The organism is Streptomyces sp. C10-9-1 (assembly GCF_024497955.1).
GTDB classification, from domain to species: Bacteria; Actinomycetota; Actinomycetes; order Streptomycetales; family Streptomycetaceae; genus Streptomyces; species Streptomyces sanyensis.
Map to the genome: position 1 here is coordinate 40,882 of NZ_JANHKP010000005.1, position 18,875 is coordinate 59,756.

Genomic DNA, 18,875 nt, shown 5'->3' on the forward strand with positions numbered 1-18,875 from the left:
CAGGGACCTGGTCCCGCTCAGGGGGGAACATTCATGGAAGCTCCGCACGCCCGGCCCCCGGTGCCCCTGCGGTTCACCGTCCTCGGACCGCTGACCGCCCGGTGCGGCCGGGACTCCTTGCCACTCGGGCCGCTCAAGCAGCGCCTGGTGCTGGCCATGCTGCTGTGCAACCCCGACCGCCCCGTCCCCGTGGCCACCTTGACCCAGGCCCTCTGGGAGGACGCCCCGCCCCGCACCGCGCGGAAGAACCTCCAGGTCTACGTCTCCACCCTGCGGGGGGTCCTGGCGGACGCGGGCGCGGGCGACCGGCTGACCCACCAGGCCGGGGGCTACCGGCTCCGCCTCGGCGAGGACGAGGTGGACGTCTCGCGGTTCCACGCTCTGGCGCGGGCCGGGAGGAGCGCGGCGGGCCAGGGCGCCCCGGCGGCCGCGGCCCGCCTGCTGCGCCGGGCCCTCGACCTGTGGCAGGGCGCGCCCCTGGCGGAGCTGAGCGCGTCGGCAGCCGTCGCGGCCGAGGCCGAGCGGCTGGAGCTGCGCCGGGTGCAGGTCCACGAGGACTGGGCCGAGGCCGAGCTGGGTCTCGGCAACGCCGGGGACGTCGCCGACGTCACCGGGGAACTGGCCGAGAAGCACCCTCTGCGCGAGCGGTTGATCGCTGCCCAGATGAACGCGCTGTACGCCACCGGCCGGCAGACGGAGGCGCTCGCCGTCTACGACGGGCTGCGGCAGCGGCTCGCCGCCGAGCTCGGTCTGGAGCCGAGCCCCCCGCTGTCCTCGCTGTACCGGTCCATGCTGTCCGGCGGCTCCGTCGCGGCGGGCCTCCGCCCGGGAGGGGGCCGGGAGGCGGCGGCCGGTGCCGGGCCGCGCCGCGGTGCACGCTGCCTCCTCCCCGCGGACCTGCCGGACTTCACCGGACGCGGGCCGTTGCTCGGGGAGCTGACGGACGTGCTGTCCGGCGGCTGGTGCCGTCTGGCGGTGCTGACGGGGCCGGTCGGCGTCGGCAAGACGGCCCTCGCCGTGCGCGGGGCCCACCGGCTCGCCCGGCGGTTCCCCGACGGGAGGCTCCTGGTGCGGATGCGCCGGGAGGACGGCGGGCGGCGTCCGGCCGCCGAGGTGCTCGGCGAGGTGCTCCGCTTCGCCGGAGCCCCCGAACCCCTCCCCGGCCATCCCGAGGAGGCCGCCGCCTCCTGGCGCGAGTGGCTCGCCCACCGCCGGGTCCTGCTGGTGCTCGACGACGCCGCGGGCGAGGGGGCGGTCCGGTCCCTGGTCCCGGACGGCGGAGAGAGCGCCGTCGTGGTCACCGCGCGGTCCCGGCTGTCCGGTCTGGCGGGGGCGTACCGCCTGGACGTACCGCCGTTCACCCGCGGCGAGGCCGTGGAACTCCTCGGCCGGCTCATCGGGCCGGGCCGGGTGGAGGGCGACCCGGTGGCCGCCGACGGCATCCTGGCCACGACCGGGCTGCTGCCCCTGGCCGTCCGTGCCGCCGGGCTGAAGCTCGCGGTGCTGCGGCACCTGCGGCTGCGCGAGTTCGCCGCCCGGCTGGCGGACCCCGGAGCCCTGCTGGACGAACTGGCCGCCGGGGACGTGGACGTGCGCCGCCGGGTGGCCGAGAGCTGGCGCGACCTCTCCGAGGCCGACGGCGCGCTCCTGCGCCGCCTCGGCGTGCTCCCCGGTCCCGTCTTCACCCTGCACCAGGCCAGTACCGCCCTGCGCTGCGAGGCGGAACCGCTCCGCAGGCGGCTGGAGGGGCTGATCGACGCGGGGGTCCTCAGTGTGCCCGACGCCGAGGTCACCGCCCACGCGGTCCGCTACGAACTGCCGTGTCTGACGCACCTGTACGCCGTCGCGAGCAGCACCCATACCGGTTCCGAACCGACGCCCGCCGCCGGGTGAACCCGCCCCGCCCACAGTGGGCGGGGCAGGGCACCGAGCCGAAGGGAGGACCGCCGTGGAACTCGCCGCGCTCATGGGCCTGCGCCCGGAGCCCGCCGCCGGGCTGCTGATGATGCTGACCCGGCGCTGTCCGCTGCGCTGCGCGCACTGCTCCACCGACTCGACGATGTCCGCAGGCGGGCCGGACCCCGGCCGGCTGCTCGGGTTCGTCGACTCCTTCACGCCCGGCGACCGGCCCGAGGTACTGATGATGACCGGCGGCGAACCGCTGCTGATGCCCGAGCTCAGCGCCGAACTGGCCGTGCGGGCACGGCGGGCGGGAACCCGCAGCGCACTGCTGACGGGCGCCTTCTTCGCCCGCGGTGCCGCCGGACGCCCGCGCCGGGCCCGGGCGGTGATCCCCGCCCGCATCCGGCGGGCGATCGGCGCCGTCGACCACCTGTCGGTGAGCGTGGACGCCTTCCACGAGCGGGAGGTGGCCAGGGCCGACGTCTTCCGGGTCGTCCACGAGGTACTGGACTCCGGGACCTCCGTCAGCCTCCATGTGGTCGGTACCGATGCGCGGGACCCCTACCTGGCGGACGTGACCACGGCCGTGCGCGAGGCCTTCGACGACCGCGTGCCGATGCTCGTGAACACCGTCCGCGCGGTGGGGCGGGCCGCCGGGCCGCCGGGCGCGCGGGTCGCGGGCCCGGCGCCGGTCGACCCGCTGCGCTCCGGCCCGTGCTCGATGGCCGCCTGGCCGGTGGTGGCGGCCGACGGCACGGTGGTGGCCTGCTGCAACCAGGACGTGGTCGACCGCCGTCCCGTCCCGGCCCATCTGCTGCTCGGTCACGTCGCCGAGGACGGCTGGGCCGCCGTGCGGGGGCGGACGCTGGCCTCGCCGGTGCTGCGCTCGGTACGGACCGGCGGACCGCTGCGGCTGCTGGCCCGCCACGGAGGCCCGGAGGCGCGGTCCGCCGGCGGTGCGGGCTACTGCGCGGGCTGCCGCACCCTGTCCGAGCACCCGGAGGCGATCGAGGGTGCCACGCGGGTCGCCTCCGGCGCCGCCGGGGCGCTGCTGGACCGCCGGGCCGCCCGCCGGCGGCGGGAGGCGGGGCCGGTGGAGTACGTGCGCCGCCACGGCTGCGCGGCCTTCGCGGAGCTCGTGGCACTGCCCGGGACCGCGCCGTGACCACTGCCCGGCCGCGCCCGACGGCCGCGGAGGCCCTGCGCGCGAGGATGCGGCTCACCGAACCGGCGGTGCGCGCGGCCACCGCCGCGCTGTGGCGCGCCCCCGGCCTCGCCCGGCGCTACCCGGAGTACCTCCGGCTGATGCACGGTGTGGTGCGCGCCTCCGTGCCGCTGATGGAACGGGCCGCCGGGCGCTGCGCCCTGCTGCGCGACCCCGTCGCGGGGCCGCTGGCCCGCTACCTCGCCGCCCACATCGAGGAGGAACGCGGTCACGACGCCTGGCTGGCCGCCGACCTGGCGGCTCTCGGCCACGACCCCGACCCGGCGCTCGGACGACCGCCGCCGCCCGCCGTGGCCTCGCTGGTCGGCGCCCAGTACTACTGGGTCGAGCACCACCACCCCGTCGCCCTGCTGGGCTACATCGCCGTCCTGGAGGGCAACGCCCCGGCGCACTGGCTCGCCGACCGGGTGGTCCGGGACGCCGGCGTGCCCGCGACCGCCCTGCGCACCGTCCGCGCGCACGCCGACCTGGACACCGGCCACAGCGACGCCCTCTACGCCCTGCTCGACGGGCTGGACCTGGCCCCCGGCCAGGTGGACGCCGTGACGACGAGCGCTCTGTTCACGGTCGACGCCCTGCTCGGGCTGTTCGGCACACTCACCCGCACGCCCCGCCCCGGTGGCCCGCACGGCTTCCCGGGAACCGCAGGAGGTACGTCTTGACGGAGCAAGCCCGCCCCGCGCCCGAAGCAGTCCCCGAGGCCCCCGACGTGCTCGGCGAGCTCCGGGCCCAGGGCTTCGACGTCTCCGCCCTCACCGAGGAGCAGCGGACGCTCATCCACGGCCTCAGCGTCGACGAACTCGCCCTGCTGCTGGACATCAAGGCCCGGCTGGAGGACGCCGGGGACGAGGTCCACGCGCACAGCGAGATCGCCGGTGGAGCCCTCTTCTGACGGGACGGGGAACAGCAGCCATGCACTGTGCCTCATGCGGCCGTACCGCACCGGCCGACGCGCGCTTCTGCCCGCACTGCGGCTCCTCCTGCGCCCCTGCGGCGCCTCCCGAGGAACGCCGGGTCGTCACCGTGGTCTTCTGCGACCTCGTGGGCTCCACCGCGCTGTCCGGCGCACTGGACCCGGAGGCCCTCCGCTCCGTCACGCTGGACTACTTCGAGGCGATGCGCGGCTGCGTCGAGGAGTTCGGCGGAACGGTGGAGAAGTTCATCGGCGACGCCGTCATGGCGGTCTTCGGGATTCCGGCCCTCCACGAGGACGACGCCCGCCGCGCCCTGGGGGCGGCTTCGGCCATGCTGGCGGCCGTCGAGGAACTCGACAGCGGGCTCCGCACGTCGCTCGGCGTCCGGTTGCAGGTGCGGATCGGGGTCAACACCGGCCCGGTGGTGACCAGCTCCGACGTCTCCACCCGGCAGAAGCTCGTCTCGGGCGAGACGGTGAACGTCGCGGCCCGTCTCGAGCAGAACGCCGGCCCGGGCGAGATCCTCGTCGGGGAGCCGACGCTGCTGGCCGCGGGCTCCGCCGCCCGCGTCGAGCCGGTGGGGCCGCTGCGGGTCAAGGGCAAGGAGGACCCGGTCACCGCCCACCGGCTGCTGGCCGTCGAGGGGGACGACCCGGAGCGGCTGCGTCGCTTCGACGTGCCCTATGTGGGGCGGGCCCGGGAACTCACCGAACTGGGCCTCGCCCTGGACGGCGTCGCCGCCGAGGAGTCGGCCCAGCTGGTCACCCTCTACGGGGAGGCCGGGGTGGGCAAGACCCGGCTGCTGCGCGAGTGGCACGCGCGGCTCGCCGCTCCTGTCGCGTTCGGTGCGGGCCGCTGCCGTCCCTACGGCGACCACGGCAGCCTCGCCCCGCTGGCGGAGGCCGTCCGGCGGCTGCTCGGCGGGCCGACGCCGCCGGCCCGAACCGCCGAAGGGGCGGAGGTGCGGAGGGCCACCGCGGTACTGGAGGCCGGCCTGCTGCGCGACGGCACGCCCAGCCCGTCGGTGGAGGACACCTGCTCGGCGCTGGTGGCGCTGCTGGCCGCCCTGGCCCGGGCCCGTCCCGTCGTCCTCGCCGTCGACGACTGCCACTGGGCCGGTGAGCTGCTCCTGGACGTGCTGGACCGGCTCGTGGAGGAGCTCGACCTGTCCGCGGTGCTGTTCCTGTGCGCCGCGCGGCTGGACCTGCTGGACCGGCGCCCGGGCTGGGGCAGCGGACGGCCGCGGTCGCGCTCCCTGATGCTGTCCGGACTGCCGCCCGAGGAGTCGAAGGCCCTGGCCGCCGTGCTCGCCGAGGTCGGCGCCCACCGGTCGGCCGTACCGGCCCGCGCCGTGGAGGCCGCCGGGGGCAACCCGTTCTACCTGGAGCAGCTGATCGCCGCCGGGGGACCGGGACCGGACGGGGACGCGTCCCTTCCGCCCTCCCTGCAGGCGCTGCTCGCGGCCCGCATCGACGCCCTGGACCGGCCCGAACGCGCGGTGCTGGACCTCGCGTCGGTGCTGGGCCGGGACTTCACCGACGGCGAGTTGGACGAACTGGCCGCCGCCGGCGGGGCGGAGCCCGGACGGGCAGCCGGGCAGGCGCGGCAGGGCGGTCCGGCCGCCGACGGGGGCGGCGTGCGTCCCGCCCTGTCCCGGCTCAGCCGGCGCAGGCTCGTGCAGCCCCTGCGCCGCCCCGCCTCCGAGGAGCGCCCCTACCGGTTCAGCAGCGGGCTGGTCCAGGAGGTCACGTACCGCTCGCTGGCCAAACGGGCCAGGGCGCGGCTCCACGAGCAGGTCGCCGCTCTGCTGACGGTCCGGGAGGCCGGCGACGCGCGGGTGGCCGACCACCTGCGCAGCGCGCACCGCTACCGGGTCGAGCTGGGCCTGCGCGACCCGCACACCGAGAGCCTGCGCCGCCGCGCCGCCGGGCTGCTCACCCGGTCCGGTGCCCTCGCCGTGGCCCGGGCCGACCTGGCCCGGGCCGGTGTCCTGCTCCAAGGGGTCATGGGCCTGCTCACCGAGGGCGAGGAGGGCTGGACGGGCGCGGCCCTGCCGCTCGCGGAGGTGCGGCTGGCCACCGGCCGGTCGGAGGAGGGGATCGCCCTGCTCCGGGCGGTGGGGGACCGCTCCTGCGCGCCGGTCGAGGCCGCGCACGCCCGGCTCGCGCTGGCCGTGGCGACCGCCGCGCCCAGCGAGGTGGTCGGGGCCGCCGAGGAGGTGCTGCCGGTCTTCGAGTCCGCCGGGGACCACCTGGGCCAGGCACGGGCCCGTGTCAGGATCGCCCAGGAGCTGCAGCTCCAGGGCCGCCACGGGCAGGCGGACCGCCAGCTCACCCTCGCGCTGCGGGAGGCGGAGCTCACCCGCGCCGAACCGGAGCGGGCCGTCGTCCTGGGCGCCATCGGCGTCTCCCTGTGGCGGGGCCCCGAGCCGGTGGGCACCGCCGTGGCGCGGTGCCGGGAGCTGCTGGCCGTGCACGGCGGCCCGCGTCCGACCGTCCGGCTGACCCTGGGGTGCCCCCTGGCCGTCCTGCTCGCCCTGGGCGAGGACTGGGAGGGCGCCCGTTCCTGCCTGGACGACGTCCGGCGGCTCGCGGAGGGCCTGCACTACGCGGAGAGCACCGTGGTGGTGCCCCTCTTCGCCGCCTCGGTCGAGTCGTTGGCGGGACGGCCGCTGGAGGCCGCGGCGCTCCTCGCGCGCGCGGCCGCCGCCGCCCGGCGCCTCGGGGCCGACGCGCTGCTGGGCGCGGTGCGGCGCGAGTGGGCCCGCCTGCTGCTGGACGGCGGGGACGCCCCGGGGGCCGCAGGCCACCTGCCGTCGCCACGCGGTGGCGGCACGGGCGGGCCGCTCCCCCGGGCCGACGCGGCGGACCTGGCCGGCCTGCGCGCCCGGCTGGCCGCCTCCGGGGGCCGTGCGCGGGAGGCGGCGCGGCTGGCGGAACGGGCCCGGGAGGCGGCCGAGGAGACCGACTCCCCCGTCGTGCGGGCGACGGCGGCACTGGACCGGGCGCTGGTGCTCCGGGAACTGGGCTGCTGGGCCGAGGCCGCCCGGGCGGCGGACCGGGCGCGGACCCTGTTCGGGGCCAAGGGCCACCTGCCCGGTGTGCGCCGTGCCCGGGAGATCCGCGTGCGCGCCGCCGCGGAAGGGGCCGGGGTCGCCGGATGAACGCCTCACCCAGGAGAACGGCGGCCCGGCTCAACTGGAACCTCCGCGGCAGGGGCCCCGGCGACGTGGCCGTCGTCGCCGACGGGGAGCCCGTGGCACCGGCGTGGGCCTTCGACGGGGGGACCGGGCGGGGGGTGCGGGTGTGCGTGGTGGACTCCGGCGTCGAGCACGGCCATCCCCTGATCGGGCGGGTGGAGGGCTCCTGGGCCGTCGTCACGGCGGAGACCGGACCCGAGGTCCGTGTCAGCTCCGACGGCGACGCCTGCGGCCACGGCACCGCGTGCGCGGGGATCATCCGCCGCGTCGCGCCCGAGTGCGAGCTGTACAGCGTGCGGGTCCTGGGCGAACGCTTCACCGGCACCGGGGACATGCTGATGGCCGGTCTGCGCTGGGCGGTGCGGCAGGGCTTCGACGTGATCAACCTCAGCCTCTCCACCACCAGGGCGCGCTTCGCCGCCGAGCTGCACGCCCTGGCCGACGAGGCGTACTTCCGGCGCACCGTGATCGTCGCCTCCGCCCACAACATGCCGGTGGAGAGCTTTCCCTGGCGGTTCGCCTCGGTGATCTCGGTCGGCAGCCACCAGGAGGACGACCCGGACCTCTACCTGTACAACCCTGCTCCACCGGTCGAGTTCTTCGCCCCGGGCCAGAACGTGACGGCCGCCTGGCTGGGCGGGACGACGATCCGCACGACCGGGAACAGCTTCGCCACCCCGTTCATCGCCGGACAGTGCGCCAGGGTCCTCTCCAAGCACCCCCGGCTGACCACGTTCCAGCTCAAGAACACCCTCTACCTGTCCGCCGCCAACGTGCGCATCGGCACCGGAGGTGCCCCGTGACCGAACCCCACCCCGACGCGGCCTCCGATCCGCTGTCCCGGGAGCTGCTGCAGTCGGTGGTCGAGGTGGCGCGGGCCATCTTCGGCGCCCAGGCGAGCTCCGTGTTCCTGTACGACCAGGCGGCCCACGAGCTGGTCTTCCAGGCGGTGTCCGGCCAGGGCGAGGACCACCTCGTGGGGCGGCGCTTCCCCGCGGGCCGGGGCATCGCCGGGTGGGTGGTCTCCTCGGGTGAGCCCATGGTGGTCGACGACCTCGCCCACAACGCCGTCTTCGACCGCGAGTTCGCGGAGTCCACGGAGTTCGTGCCCGACGCCATCATGGCCGCACCGCTGCTCCACGGCGAGCGCGTCCTCGGGGTCCTGGAGGTCCTGGAGCCCGTGCCGCAGTCGCGGTCCAGCCTCGGGGAACTCGACCTGCTGGCCCTCTTCGCCGACCAGGCCGCCACCGCCCTGCGGGTGGTGCTGGACCGCCGCGTCGAGGCACCGCGCGCAGCACGTGAGCGCGCCGCGGCGCTGGACCTGGTCGGCAGTCTCCAACGGCTGCTGGAGAGCGGGACGCCGGCGCCGTGATCCCGCCGGGCACGCTCGCGTACCCTCCGGACGCGCCGCGGCGCGTCGCCTACCATGAAGGCGGACGCGACGCGGTCACCCGCCGGTCGACGCGCGCGCCCGGCGGGGGACGGAGCGAGGGAGGGCGGGCGGTGACGGAGCCGGAGTCCGGGAGCGCGGACCTGGCCGCGAAGATCGACGCGCTCTTCCGCGTCGTGCGACGGCCCAACCGCGAGCAGTACAGCCACGAGGAGGTCGCCCGGGCCTGCCGTGAGGCCACCGGGGAGACCTTCTCGGCGACCTACCTCTGGCAGCTGCGGACCGGGCGGCGCGACAACCCCACGAAGCGGCACCTGGAAGCGCTGGCCCGGTTCTTCCAGGTGCCGGTCTCCTACTTCTTCGACGACGCGCAGGGGGCCGAGATCGCCCGCGAGCTGGAACTCCTCGGGGCCCTGCGCGATGCCGGGGTACGCAGCGTGGCGCTGCGCGCGGTCGGCCTCTCCCCGGAGGGCGTGGACACCATCAGCGACATGATCGACGTGATCGCCCGCCGCGAGCGCGGCTCCGGCGCACCCCGCTGACGCGGGTCCCCGTCCACCGGATGCGGGCCGGGCGCTGTGCCCCGCCCGGCCGCCGCGGCACCGCCGCGCCCCCGGTCACTACCCGCCGTCCGCAGCGGGGCGGGGGGCGTGGCGGTCCAGGACGTCGAGGAAGGCACGCAGAGCCGGTGTGGGGTTGAAGTCGCTCCAGACGAGGTACTCCACGCGGCGCGGGCCGTCGGTGACGGGGACCGTGACCAGCCCCGGGCCGGCAGGGAGGGCGAACATCCGGGGCAGGAGCGTGACGGCCAGCCCCCGGCGGACGAGCCGCAGGAGCAGGTCGACGGCGGATGCCTCGAAGGCGACCTCGCGATGCAGCCCTGCGGCGGCGAAGGCAACGTCGCTCTGCGCACGGCCGGGTGAGCCGGTGGGGAAGTCCGCGAAGGTCTCCTCGGCGAGCCGTGCCAGCGGGATCAGGGGCTGCCCGGCGAGGGGGTGGTCGGCCGGCAGGACCGCGACGGAGCGGTCGCGGGCCAGCTCCCGCGTCTGCACCCCGCGGGGCGGAACCCCTTCGGGCAGGCCGAGGAAGGCGGCGTCCAGCTCTCCGGCCGCGACGCGTGCGGCCAGGGCGTCGCTGGCGCCCGTCTGCAGGGCGATCCGGACCCGGGGGTGCCGGTCGCGGACCTCCTTGAACAGGTCGGGGATGTCCACGGCGGCGACGGTGGGGATGACCCCGACGGTGAGGCGGCCGCGGACCTCGCCGGTGGCGGCGGCCGCCTCGGTGACCGCTCGCTCGGCGCACGCGAGGGACTCGCGGGCCGCGGGCAGGAACGCCTCACCGGCCTGGGTGAGTTCGACACGGCGGCTCGTGCGCGCGAACAGCCTGAGCCCCAGTTCCCTTTCCAGCCGGGCCACTTGGTGGCTGAGCGCGGACTGGACGACGAAGCACCGCTCGGCAGCCCGGGTGAAGCTGCGGGTCTCGGCCACCGCGACGACGTAGCGGAGTTGCTGCAGGTCCATACATCCATCATGATTCACGATCGGTGGAATGAAAAGCATGTCCTGGACTCATGGATGCGGGGATTCGAGACTTGCCGGTGTGACCCAGCAGACCGCCGCACCCGGCCCTTCCACCGCGTCCCCCTCGGCACCCGCCACCACCTCCGCACCGGCAGCCCCCTCGACCACCCCCGCACCCGCCGACACGACGACCGGCGCCGCGGCCTCCGCCGACCGGCGGCCGACGGGCCCCGCGAAGGCGCGGCCGCGGGGCGGGCGGCGGGCCGCGCTCATCGCGCTGACGGCGCTGGCTCCCGTGGCCTGGGGCACGACATACGCCGTGACCACGGAGTTCCTGCCGCCGGACCGTCCGCTGTTCGCCGCCCTGGCGCGCTCGCTCCCGGCGGGGCTGCTGGCGCTGGCGTGGACACGGGTCCTGCCGGCCGGGGCGTGGTGGTGGAAGGCCGGGGTGCTGGGCACCCTGAACATCGGGGTGTTCTTCCCTCTCCTGTTCCTCACCGCCGAGCGGCTGCCCGGCGGAGTGGGGGCGACGCTGGGAGCCGTCCAGCCGATCGTGGTGGCCGGTCTGGCGGTCGTGGTACTGCGGGAGTCGCCGTCGTGGTGGCGGGTGGGCTGGGGCCTGGCCGGGGCTGCCGGGGTGGGGCTGGTCGTCCTCGGGCCGAAGGCCGGGCTGGACGCGACGGGGGTCGCGGCAGGGCTCGCGGGGACCGCGTCGATGGCCCTGGGCGTGACGCTGACCAAGCGGTGGGGACGGCCGCCGGGAGCGGGGGCGCTGACGCTGGCCGGCTGGCAGCTCACCGCGGGCGGACTGGTGCTCCTGCCGGTGGCCCTCGCAGTCGAGGGGATGCCGCCCGCGGTCGACGGCCGCGCCGCGGCCGGATACCTCTGGCTCGGCACGGTGGGGGGCGTCCTCGCCTACACGCTGTGGTTCCGGGGCATCGGCCGGCTCCCGGTGACCGCCACCGCCCTGCTCGTGCTGGTCTCACCGCTGGTCGCCTCGCTGATCGGGTTCCTCGCGCTCGGCGAGGGCCTCGCCCCGCCGCAGTGCGCGGGCTTCGCGCTCGCACTGACCGCGCTCGTCGCCGGGCAGGTGCCCCGCGAGCGCGGGCACAGGGAGGCCCCGAAGCGGCGACGGGAGAAGCACACGGCACGATGAGCTCCCGCCCCGGCTCCCCGCCGCCGCGTTCGGACGGGCCCGGCCCCCGGAGCAGGAGGGCGGCGAAGGCAACGGCAGGCGGCCCGCCTCTCCGCACGGAGGCGGAGACCCGGCGGGCCCGGTGGCGGCGACGTGGCAACGGGGCTACCTGAGCGGCCCCCGCTCGTCGACGAGCACCGCGGGCGTCGACAGGAACACGTCGTTCCCCACGGGACCATGTGCGATGTTGAACGTGTCCATCCAGTACGTCCAGCCCCGCACCCCTGCCGCACTGCTGAAACGGTAGTTGAGGTGCCATCGGACCCATTGGCCGGGCGCAAGGCGCACGGCCGGAGGCCGGCGCGGCCGAGGAGGCACGGCGTGCAGCGACTTCACGCGGGGCAGGACCAGCAGCCGGCCGTCGACTTCGCGGAGCCGCACGTCGACCGCGCGCAGGTGCTCCCGGCTCTCGTGGGGGGCGAAGCCGTCCCTCTCGTGCATCCGCACCGCGTGTGCGGACGCAGGCGGCAGCTGCGGAACGGTGAACCCGACCGGGGCCGCGTTCCTGCGAGCGGCGGCCTCGCCTCCCCGGCACTGCTTCGTCCACGACGTCCGTATCCACTGGACGGTGGTCTCCACGGCTCCCACCCCCCGGCCCGGCGAGTGCCCCACCCTACGTCCGCTCTCGGCCGCGCCGCCGCGGGGCGCCGCCTCCTCCGCCGGGCCGCCGGGTCCGCCCGCACCGGGGCCCCGGGCTCCCTCGCGGGGCAGGGTGCCCCGGCGAGCCGGGCACCGGGGTGCGAGAAGGCCGCCTCAGCGGACGATCTTGAATCCGAAGAGGTGGGTGCCCAGCGCTCGCGAGGCGTCGATCCACATGCGCAGCATCATCTCGGTGGCGCGTGCCGTACCGATGCCCCCCAGATCGAGGACGTCCCGCCACCCCAGCGCCCTGAGCAGGTCGCCGACCCGGGCCTTGGCCGTCTCGTCGTCGCCGCTGAGGAAGACGGTGTGGTCGGGCCCGACCGCGTCGGGCTCGGGCATCACCTGCGCCGCCAGCGTGTTGAGCGTCTTCACCACGTAACTGCCGGGCAGGGCACGCTGGATCGCCTCGCCGAGGCTGTCCGTGTTGACCGGATCCAGGACCGCGTCCGGCCGGGACCAGTCGTAGGGGCTGGACACGTCCATCACCACGTGGCCGGTGAGGCCGTCGGCGAGCGGGGCGAGCGCGTCGGGGCAGGCCGGCCCGGAGAGCGCGTTGACGACCAGACCGGAGCGCTCGGCAGTGTCCACGGCCGCCGGGAAGGAGGCCAGCCGCAGCTGCGGGTGACGGGTGGCCAGCAGGCGGTAGGGACGGTTCTCCGCCATGGTCGTCTCCGGATCACGGGTGCCGACGACGACCTCGTGCCCCAGGGACAGGAGGGCCGGGGCGAGGAGCCGGCAGACTTCGCCGGTGCCGAGGACGGTGATCTTCATGGTGTCGCCCTTCCGTGGGACGGAGTTCCAGTCGGTCTCGCGGACGCGCCGCACGAGGGCCGCGAGCCCGTCAGCGCCCGCAGAGGACGCGGCAGGCGGCCGTGCGCCCGCGGCCGGTGCAGCAGGGGCAGGTCACCGGCAGCCGGTGACGGCGAAGGCCCCCGCTCACCTCCCCGGCGGAGCACCCGGACGGGAGCCGCGCCGTCAGCGGCTCCGCGGGCAAGGGCCCCGTGGCACCGGCCCGGTGGGGCGGACCGGTCCCCGCAGAAGTACTCGCCCATGAACGACTACCGGTACCCTACATGGATCCGACCTGGGCCCCTGGGCCCCCCGGGCGTTGCGCCGCTCGCATCGGCGCGGTTGCCGGCCCGGGCCCTTCGCGAGTGGATTACGGGCGCATGACACACGATCACCACCACACGACGGCCGCCCCGGACGACCCGGCGACGATCTACCGGGAAGCGATCGAGGGGTTAGGCACCCTCAGCATGCGCCCCGTCGTCCCGGACTCGGACGCGACCCTCCTCCACTCCTGGGTCAGCAGGGAACGCGCCCGGTACTGGGGCATGCTCGGCGCCAGCCGGGAACGCGTCCGGGAGATCTACGCGTACCTGGACTCCCTGACGACCCACCACGCCCACCTCGTCCACCTGGACGGCCGACCGGTCGCGCTGTTCCAGACCTACGAGCCCGCACACGACCCGGTGGCCGACTGCTACGACGTCCTCCCCGGCGACTTCGGCATCCATGTCCTGATCGGCACGCCGGCCGGCCCGGCGCGGCCGGGCTTCACCGGGGCCCTGCTCGGCTCCTTCCTCGCCCATCTGTTCGGGAACCCGGGCCGCAGGAGGATCGTGGCGGAGCCCGACGCCCGCAACGACCGGGCGATCGAGCGCTTCGTGCGCACCGGTTTCACCAAGGGCCCGGAGGTGGAACTCCCCGAGAAGCGGGCGCAGCTGGTCTTCCTGAACCGCGAGGACTTCCGGCGCCCCTGAGGCATCGCCTGCCCCGCCCGGCCGCGGGCGCCTCCCCGCATCGCCCCCACCGGCAGCCCCGAGTCCGGCCTCACCCCGGGTCACCCGCCGAAGGCGAGCTGCCCGGCCGACGGTTCGGGCAGCTCGCACCCGACGGCAAGGGCCGCGTCCCCGGCCCTTGCCGGCGGGCCGGCCGGCGCCGCCTGCGCCTCCGGGCCACCGCGGATCGCACACCGCCGGAGCGCCGGTCCGCGACGACGCACACGGCGGGAACGGCGCCCCCTGCGCGGCCCTGCGCACGATGCCGTCCGCCCGCCGCTCCCGCGGACCGCTCCGATGGTGAGCCGGGCCCGGGACGCGGTCGGCCGATCCGCCGGGCCGCCCTCCTCCGGGCGGGCGGGTACCGCGTCCGGCGCCGCCGGCCCCACCCGGACACCAGGGTGGACAGGTCCCGAGTGCCCGGATCGCCTACGACTTGTCCCTGACGCACAGTCACCAGGGCACTCACAGCGAGTGTTGTCATCTGAATGAAACATTCGGCTACCTAGCGGTAACCAGCCGCCCTGTGCCACTTTTCCGACGCCACCGGCCGGTGTTGCTCTCCCCATCCCCCACCCACACCGCGCTCCCCCACGGGACGAGGTGTGGCCGAACGCTGGAGACAGCCAAATGAAGCGTTTCCTCCGCACCGTGGCCCTCGGCGCCGTGGCCGCCGCCGTCACCCCCCTCCTCGCGGCGGCGCCCGCGCAGGCCGACACGCGGGACCCGGTCATCTTCGTCCACGGCCTGAGCAGCTCGGCCAGCACCTGGAACACCTGGATCGGCAAGTTCAAGGCCGACGGCTACGACTCCTCGCAGCTGTTCACCTGGTCCTACAACTGGAAGCAGTCGAACAAGACCACGGCGTCCCAGCTCGCCGCCAAGGTCGCGCAGGTGCGCGAGGCGACCGGTGCCGAGAGAGTCGACGTCGTCACCCACTCCATGGGGGCCCTCAGCGCCCGCTGGTACGTCAAGTTCAACGGCGGGACCTCCTACGTCGACGACTTCGTCTCGGTGGCCGGCGTCAACCACGGCACGGACCTGAGCGTCCTGTGCTCCTTCTACACCTCGTGCTGGGAGATGGTCGCCGGCAGCAGCTTCCTCGGCGCCCTGAACGCCGGGGACGAGACGCCCGGCGGCCTCGACTACCTGGCGCTCTACTCGACGTGCGACGCCCTGATCAACCCGGACTCGTCGGCGAAGCTGAGCGGCGCCACGAACGTGTCCGTCGGCTGCATCAGCCACAACAACATGAACGACAACGCGGGGAACTACGCCAAGGTGCGGGACTTCATCGCCTGAGCCCGGCAACCGCGCCGGCCGTCCGCCGCATCGGCTGAGGCAGGCACCGGGGCGTACCTCCGGTGCCGCGTCCGGAGCCGGTCACGGGCAGCCGCGAGGGGTGGTTCCGGGCCGCGGCGTACGGGCCCCGGCCCGGAACCGCCCCCGGAACCACCCCTTCGGCCCGGCGGCGCCGAAGGGGCGCACCGGGCCCGGGGCCGGTGCCGCTCCCGGTCCCCGGCGGAGTGCCGACGCCGCCTCATCAGGCGGAACCGGGCGAGAGCCCGGTGAGCCGGGGCCGGGCGTCCTGGTGTCCGAAGGCCGGTGCCCCCGTGAGCAGTTCACGCCACGCGCCGACGCTCTCGGCCGGCAGGCCGGGCGCCGCCCCCCTCTGCGCGTCCTGCGTCTCCAGGGCGTCTGGGCACACCGGGTCCGGTGCCACCTGGACCAGGTGCCCGCCACAGACCCCCCGCGGACGCAGCCGCGGGCCGTGCACCCGCGACGGAGGTCGCCGCCCGGCGGGTGCCGGAAGGAACCGGCGGAGCCCGTCAGGCCAGGGCGATGCGCCCGTCACCGCCCGCCTCGCGGGCCGGTCCGGGTCCGGTACGGGCGCGGCTCATGTGCCCGGACGGAGCCCGGCGGACGGTACGCCGTCCAGCGGGGCATGCGAACCGGGGCCCTCGGTGGCGGGCCGCAGGGGCACGCGTGCGTGCGGGCCCGGGGGCCGGGTGCGCTTCGGCGGTCGCGGATCGCGGTGCACCCGGTGGGCGGGAAGGCCGTGACCGGTCAGGGTTCGCAGGACCTCCTCGACCACGGACGGGGGTCCGCCGACGTACGCCGTGCAGTCCGCCCAGCCCCGGTGGAAGGGCAGCTCCTCGCCGGGCGCCGCACAGGTCACCCGCAGCCACGGGCACCGGGCTTCGAGGCGCTCCAGCGCCTGCGCGTCGTACAGGTCGCCGCGGGTGCGGGCGCCGACGAGGAGCAGGTGGGCGGCCCTGCCCGGAACACGCCGTGCGGCCAGGTCCTCCAGCAGGGCCTTGGCCGTGGCCCAGCCGGTGCCCGCCGCCACGGCCAGCACGTCCCGTTCCGCGAGGTCGGCGTCGTCCAGGGTCATGGTGCCGCGCGCGGGGCCCAGCCGCAGCGTGTCGCCGGGCCGGGTGTGCAGGGCCAGTGCCTCGCCCACCCCGCCCGCACCCGCCGCCCGCACGTGGAACTCCAGCTCGCCGTCCGGGCGGGGTGCGTCGGCGAGGGCGTACGGCCGCCAGGTCTGCGGCAGCATCGGCGACTGGAGGCTCGCGTACTGGCCGGCGCGGTGCGCGTACGGCTCCGAGGGCCGTACCCGCAGCACGGCGACGGTACCGCCGCCGGTGTGATGCACCCGGTGCCCGGTCACCTCCGCGTTCCAGTGGGTGGGTTCGCCGGCCGCGGCCTCCGCTCCGGCCACCATCGCGGCGACACCGCAGCGCAGCATGCGCAGCCAGGCCGCCTCCAGCTCGGGCGTCCAGGCCGCGCCCGCGCTGCGGCGCAGCCCCTGGGCGAGGGCCTCCTCGAACACGGCCAGGTGGGCGGGCCGGACGCCCAGTCTCCGGTGGTCCCGGCCGAGGGCGGCGCAGTAGGCGGTGACGAGGACCGGACGGTGCAGGTTCTCGACGAGGTAGCGGAAGGCCCGCTCCAGGTGGGCCCGCTGGAAGTCCATGGAGTCGGGGAACAGGGCCCGCAGGGAGGGGTGGCGCTCGAACATCGCGTCGTAGAGGTGGGCGATGAGCCGGTCGAGGGGCAGGACGAGCGGCAGCTGCCGTGTGATGAGCCACTGGTCGTGGGCGCTGTCGTGCCCGCCACCGGAGTACGGGTCGGCCACGGCCGACGGGGTGCCTGCGCGCGGGGCAGGGCGTCCCGGCGCCGGGGCGGCGGGGGCGGTGAGCAGGCTCTTGCGCAGGTGCATGGCCTCCTGGCGGGCGAGCAGGGCGTGGTAGTCGGCGGTGGTCACGTGTGGCTCCCGGCGCGGGTGCAGACGGGTGCGGGGAGCACCCGGGCGGCGGACGCGGGTGCCTGGGCCTGTTGCGTGGCCCGTGTTCGTGCCGGTGCCGGGTGGTTTCGGGGCGGCCTGAGGGCGTACCAGGCCGCGGGGGTCGAGGGGCCGCCGGGCAGTGCCCCGGCGGCGGGGACGGTGGCGCGGGCGAGAAGTGGTGCCGGGGACGTGTGCGGGGTGGGCTGAGGCATCGCAGGGCTCCTGTTCGGTGCGGGTTCCGCGGTTCGACGGACCGGAGTATGGCACTCGGCTGCTGTGCCCCAACGGCCCTGGTCGGGCGGGACGTTCGGCCCTCGGGACACCGGCGCGGCAGGTGGTTGACTGCGCCGTGCGGCCGGATGCGCCCGCCGGTGGCGGTGCCCCGTTCCCCGTCCGGAGGGGCAGGCGGGGCGGAGCGCATCCGGCGCGCACCACGGGGCGGCGGCCCCGGGGCCGTGGCAGGCTGGGCCGGTCGGCGAAGGACGTCCGGCGACGGACGGGCCTCCCCTCCCGCGGGTGCCGGCCGGTCCGGTCGCCGAGGGGGTGGTGTACGTGGCACGGCTCGTACGGCGGCAGCGGCTGAGTGTGCACGTGGGGTACCACGTGTTCGGGCTGCAGGATTCCGACGACGGGGGCTTGCCCGTCCCCTTTCCCGACGGCGTGGACGTCAACGCGTTCCTCGGCGTGCATCCGGGGCGTCTGGACATCACCAGCGGGGGGCACACCCACCACGCGACGGTGGATGTGGAGGTGTGGGACGGCGCTCCCCCGCAGGACGCGGTCGACTGGGACGAGCAGGGCGAGGCGACGGTGGAGTCGTCGAGCGGCGAACTCGCGGTGTGGTCCCTGCTGTCGGGCCGGATGGACGGCGCCGTCGTACTGGGCGGGTCCGGCGGCTCGTGGCGGGTCCGTGTCGGCTGCGTCGGCCGGGCGGCGGCCGCCGCCCTGTCGGCGGGCACCGGCACCGGGACCGGGGTGGAGCGCTACCTGCTGCGGTTCTGGCCGTGCCGGTGACGGGTGCGGCGGCGGCCGGGCCCGTCGACGCGGTGGCGCCCTCCCCGTCCCGAGGGGGACCGTGCGCGTCCCGTCGATGACGCGCGTGCCGCCGTGGCGCCGTCCGGGGCGAGAGGGACCGGGCGGGGCACCCGTCTCCCTCTCCTGGCCACGGGTGCCCCGGTGGCGGTCGGCGTGCCGGGGCGTCCGGGGCGGGCACGCCGAGGAGCCGTCCCCGGCGGCCCGTTGGCCCGGTGACCCGTTCCCGGCGGGCCCGCCGGTCGGCCTTCCTCCCCCGCCGCCCTTCCGCGCCGGGCAGCGGCACGGCCCACGGCGCCCGCCGGGAGGGGTCGCGCCGGGAGACTGCCGACGCGGCGCCCCCTCGGGGCCGGCCGGGGGCTACTCGGGCTGGGTGACGGTCAGGGCCCAGCGGACGCCCTCGTCCGAAGCGTCCACGCCGATGGTGAAGGACCCCGGCCGGACGGCACCGGCCTCCATGGTCACCGATCCCACGCCTGCGGCGCCGACCGGGCAGTCCACGAGGAACCCGGCAACGCGGTCGCCCTGCGAATCCATGGTCACCGCCACACTGCCCCCGCCCTCGCACGCCACGGTGAGCACCGTCGGCAGGCCCTCCCACGCCCCTCCGGACGCGACTCCCCCGTCGCCCGTCGCCTCGTCGACCCACACCAGGCCGTCCGGACCCGGGTGGGGAAGCAGACCGCCGGCCGCCACCGCGGGCGTCGCCACCCCCGCGGCCGTCCCCAGAGCCGTCAGCACGACCGCCGCGGCGGCCTTCCCCCCACGCATACGCCGTCCTCC

17 protein-coding genes are annotated in these 18,875 nt (G+C 76.3%); 12 read left to right on the forward strand and 5 right to left on the reverse strand.

The genetic code is table 11. The features are described 5' to 3' along the window. Positions 1 to 33: 33 nt before the first annotated feature. The 8 genes from NPS70_RS08335 to NPS70_RS08370 all read left to right on the forward strand — a co-directional run bounded on the left by NPS70_RS08335 (position 34) and on the right by NPS70_RS08370 (position 9,172). On the forward strand, positions 34 to 1,893 hold the full coding sequence (locus NPS70_RS08335; RefSeq protein WP_256523432.1) for a BTAD domain-containing putative transcriptional regulator: 1,860 nt from the start codon (positions 34 to 36) through the stop codon (positions 1,891 to 1,893). A 55-nt stretch (positions 1,894 to 1,948) separates the two neighbouring features. Then, the gene (locus NPS70_RS08340) at positions 1,949 to 3,067 is read left to right on the forward strand and encodes a radical SAM protein (RefSeq protein WP_256523433.1); all 1,119 of its coding nucleotides are present in this window, start codon (positions 1,949 to 1,951) and stop codon (positions 3,065 to 3,067) included. Continuing rightward, complete coding sequence (locus NPS70_RS08345) at positions 3,064 to 3,789, forward strand: iron-containing redox enzyme family protein (RefSeq protein ID WP_374211963.1); 726 nt, start codon at positions 3,064 to 3,066, stop codon at positions 3,787 to 3,789. Before NPS70_RS08340 ends, NPS70_RS08345 begins: the two co-directional genes overlap by 4 nt. Then, complete coding sequence (locus tag NPS70_RS08350; protein ID WP_256523434.1) at positions 3,786 to 4,019, forward strand: aroma-sacti cluster domain-containing protein; 234 nt, start codon at positions 3,786 to 3,788, stop codon at positions 4,017 to 4,019. The genes NPS70_RS08345 and NPS70_RS08350 overlap by 4 nt, the downstream gene beginning before the upstream one ends. A 20-nt stretch (positions 4,020 to 4,039) precedes the next feature. Continuing rightward, positions 4,040 to 7,204 (forward strand): adenylate/guanylate cyclase domain-containing protein, encoded by a 3,165-nt coding sequence (locus tag NPS70_RS08355; RefSeq protein ID WP_256523435.1) that lies wholly within the window; start codon positions 4,040 to 4,042, stop codon positions 7,202 to 7,204. Beyond that, entirely contained in the window at positions 7,201 to 8,043 is an 843-nt protein-coding gene (locus tag NPS70_RS08360; protein ID WP_256523436.1) for a S8 family serine peptidase, read from the forward strand. Before NPS70_RS08355 ends, NPS70_RS08360 begins: the two co-directional genes overlap by 4 nt. After that, positions 8,040 to 8,612, forward strand: a complete 573-nt coding sequence (locus tag NPS70_RS08365) for a GAF domain-containing protein (protein ID WP_256523437.1) — start codon at positions 8,040 to 8,042, stop codon at positions 8,610 to 8,612. Before NPS70_RS08360 ends, NPS70_RS08365 begins: the two co-directional genes overlap by 4 nt. Before the next feature lie 131 nt (positions 8,613 to 8,743). Continuing rightward, complete coding sequence (locus tag NPS70_RS08370; RefSeq protein WP_256523438.1) at positions 8,744 to 9,172, forward strand: helix-turn-helix domain-containing protein; 429 nt, start codon at positions 8,744 to 8,746, stop codon at positions 9,170 to 9,172. A gap of 78 nt (positions 9,173 to 9,250) precedes the next feature. Here the strand turns inward: NPS70_RS08370 and NPS70_RS08375 are convergent, their stop codons facing one another. Then, positions 9,251 to 10,150, reverse strand: a complete 900-nt coding sequence (locus NPS70_RS08375) for a LysR family transcriptional regulator (RefSeq protein ID WP_256523439.1) — start codon at positions 10,148 to 10,150, stop codon at positions 9,251 to 9,253. A gap of 277 nt (positions 10,151 to 10,427) precedes the next feature. Here NPS70_RS08375 and NPS70_RS08380 point away from each other — a divergent pair, with 277 nt between their 5' ends. Then, positions 10,428 to 11,306 carry an EamA family transporter gene (locus NPS70_RS08380; protein WP_305885642.1) on the forward strand — a complete coding sequence of 293 codons (879 nt, stop codon included), beginning with the start codon at positions 10,428 to 10,430 and terminating at the stop codon, positions 11,304 to 11,306. Positions 11,307 to 11,450: 144 nt separating this feature from the next. On the opposite strand, the gene NPS70_RS08385 is transcribed toward NPS70_RS08380, so the two are convergent. Further along, a complete protein-coding gene (locus NPS70_RS08385) occupies positions 11,451 to 11,924 on the reverse strand; it encodes a hypothetical protein (protein WP_256523440.1) in 474 nt (157 codons plus the stop codon). Between the two features lie 174 nt (positions 11,925 to 12,098). Further along, the gene (locus NPS70_RS08390) at positions 12,099 to 12,758 is read right to left on the reverse strand and encodes an NADPH-dependent F420 reductase (RefSeq protein WP_256523441.1); all 660 of its coding nucleotides are present in this window, start codon (positions 12,756 to 12,758) and stop codon (positions 12,099 to 12,101) included. A 398-nt stretch (positions 12,759 to 13,156) separates the two neighbouring features. On the opposite strand from NPS70_RS08390, the gene NPS70_RS08395 reads away from it, so the two are divergent. Both NPS70_RS08395 and NPS70_RS08400 read left to right on the forward strand, forming a co-directional pair. Beyond that, entirely contained in the window at positions 13,157 to 13,753 is a 597-nt protein-coding gene (locus tag NPS70_RS08395) for a GNAT family N-acetyltransferase (RefSeq protein WP_256523442.1), read from the forward strand. 648 nt (positions 13,754 to 14,401) lie between these two features. Beyond that, a complete protein-coding gene (locus NPS70_RS08400; RefSeq protein WP_256523443.1) occupies positions 14,402 to 15,073 on the forward strand; it encodes a triacylglycerol lipase in 672 nt (223 codons plus the stop codon). A gap of 595 nt (positions 15,074 to 15,668) precedes the next feature. On the opposite strand, the gene NPS70_RS08405 is transcribed toward NPS70_RS08400, so the two are convergent. Continuing rightward, positions 15,669 to 17,039: a globin domain-containing protein gene (locus NPS70_RS08405; RefSeq protein WP_256523444.1), complete on the reverse strand. Its 1,371-nt coding sequence runs from the start codon at positions 17,037 to 17,039 to the stop codon at positions 15,669 to 15,671. 537 nt (positions 17,040 to 17,576) lie between these two features. On the opposite strand from NPS70_RS08405, the gene NPS70_RS08410 reads away from it, so the two are divergent. Beyond that, positions 17,577 to 18,074, forward strand: a complete 498-nt coding sequence (locus tag NPS70_RS08410; RefSeq protein ID WP_256523445.1) for a hypothetical protein — start codon at positions 17,577 to 17,579, stop codon at positions 18,072 to 18,074. A gap of 378 nt (positions 18,075 to 18,452) precedes the next feature. Here NPS70_RS08410 and NPS70_RS08415 read toward each other — a convergent pair whose 3' ends face one another. Beyond that, positions 18,453 to 18,863, reverse strand: a complete 411-nt coding sequence (locus NPS70_RS08415; RefSeq protein WP_256523446.1) for a hypothetical protein — start codon at positions 18,861 to 18,863, stop codon at positions 18,453 to 18,455. Positions 18,864 to 18,875: the final 12 nt, after the last annotated feature.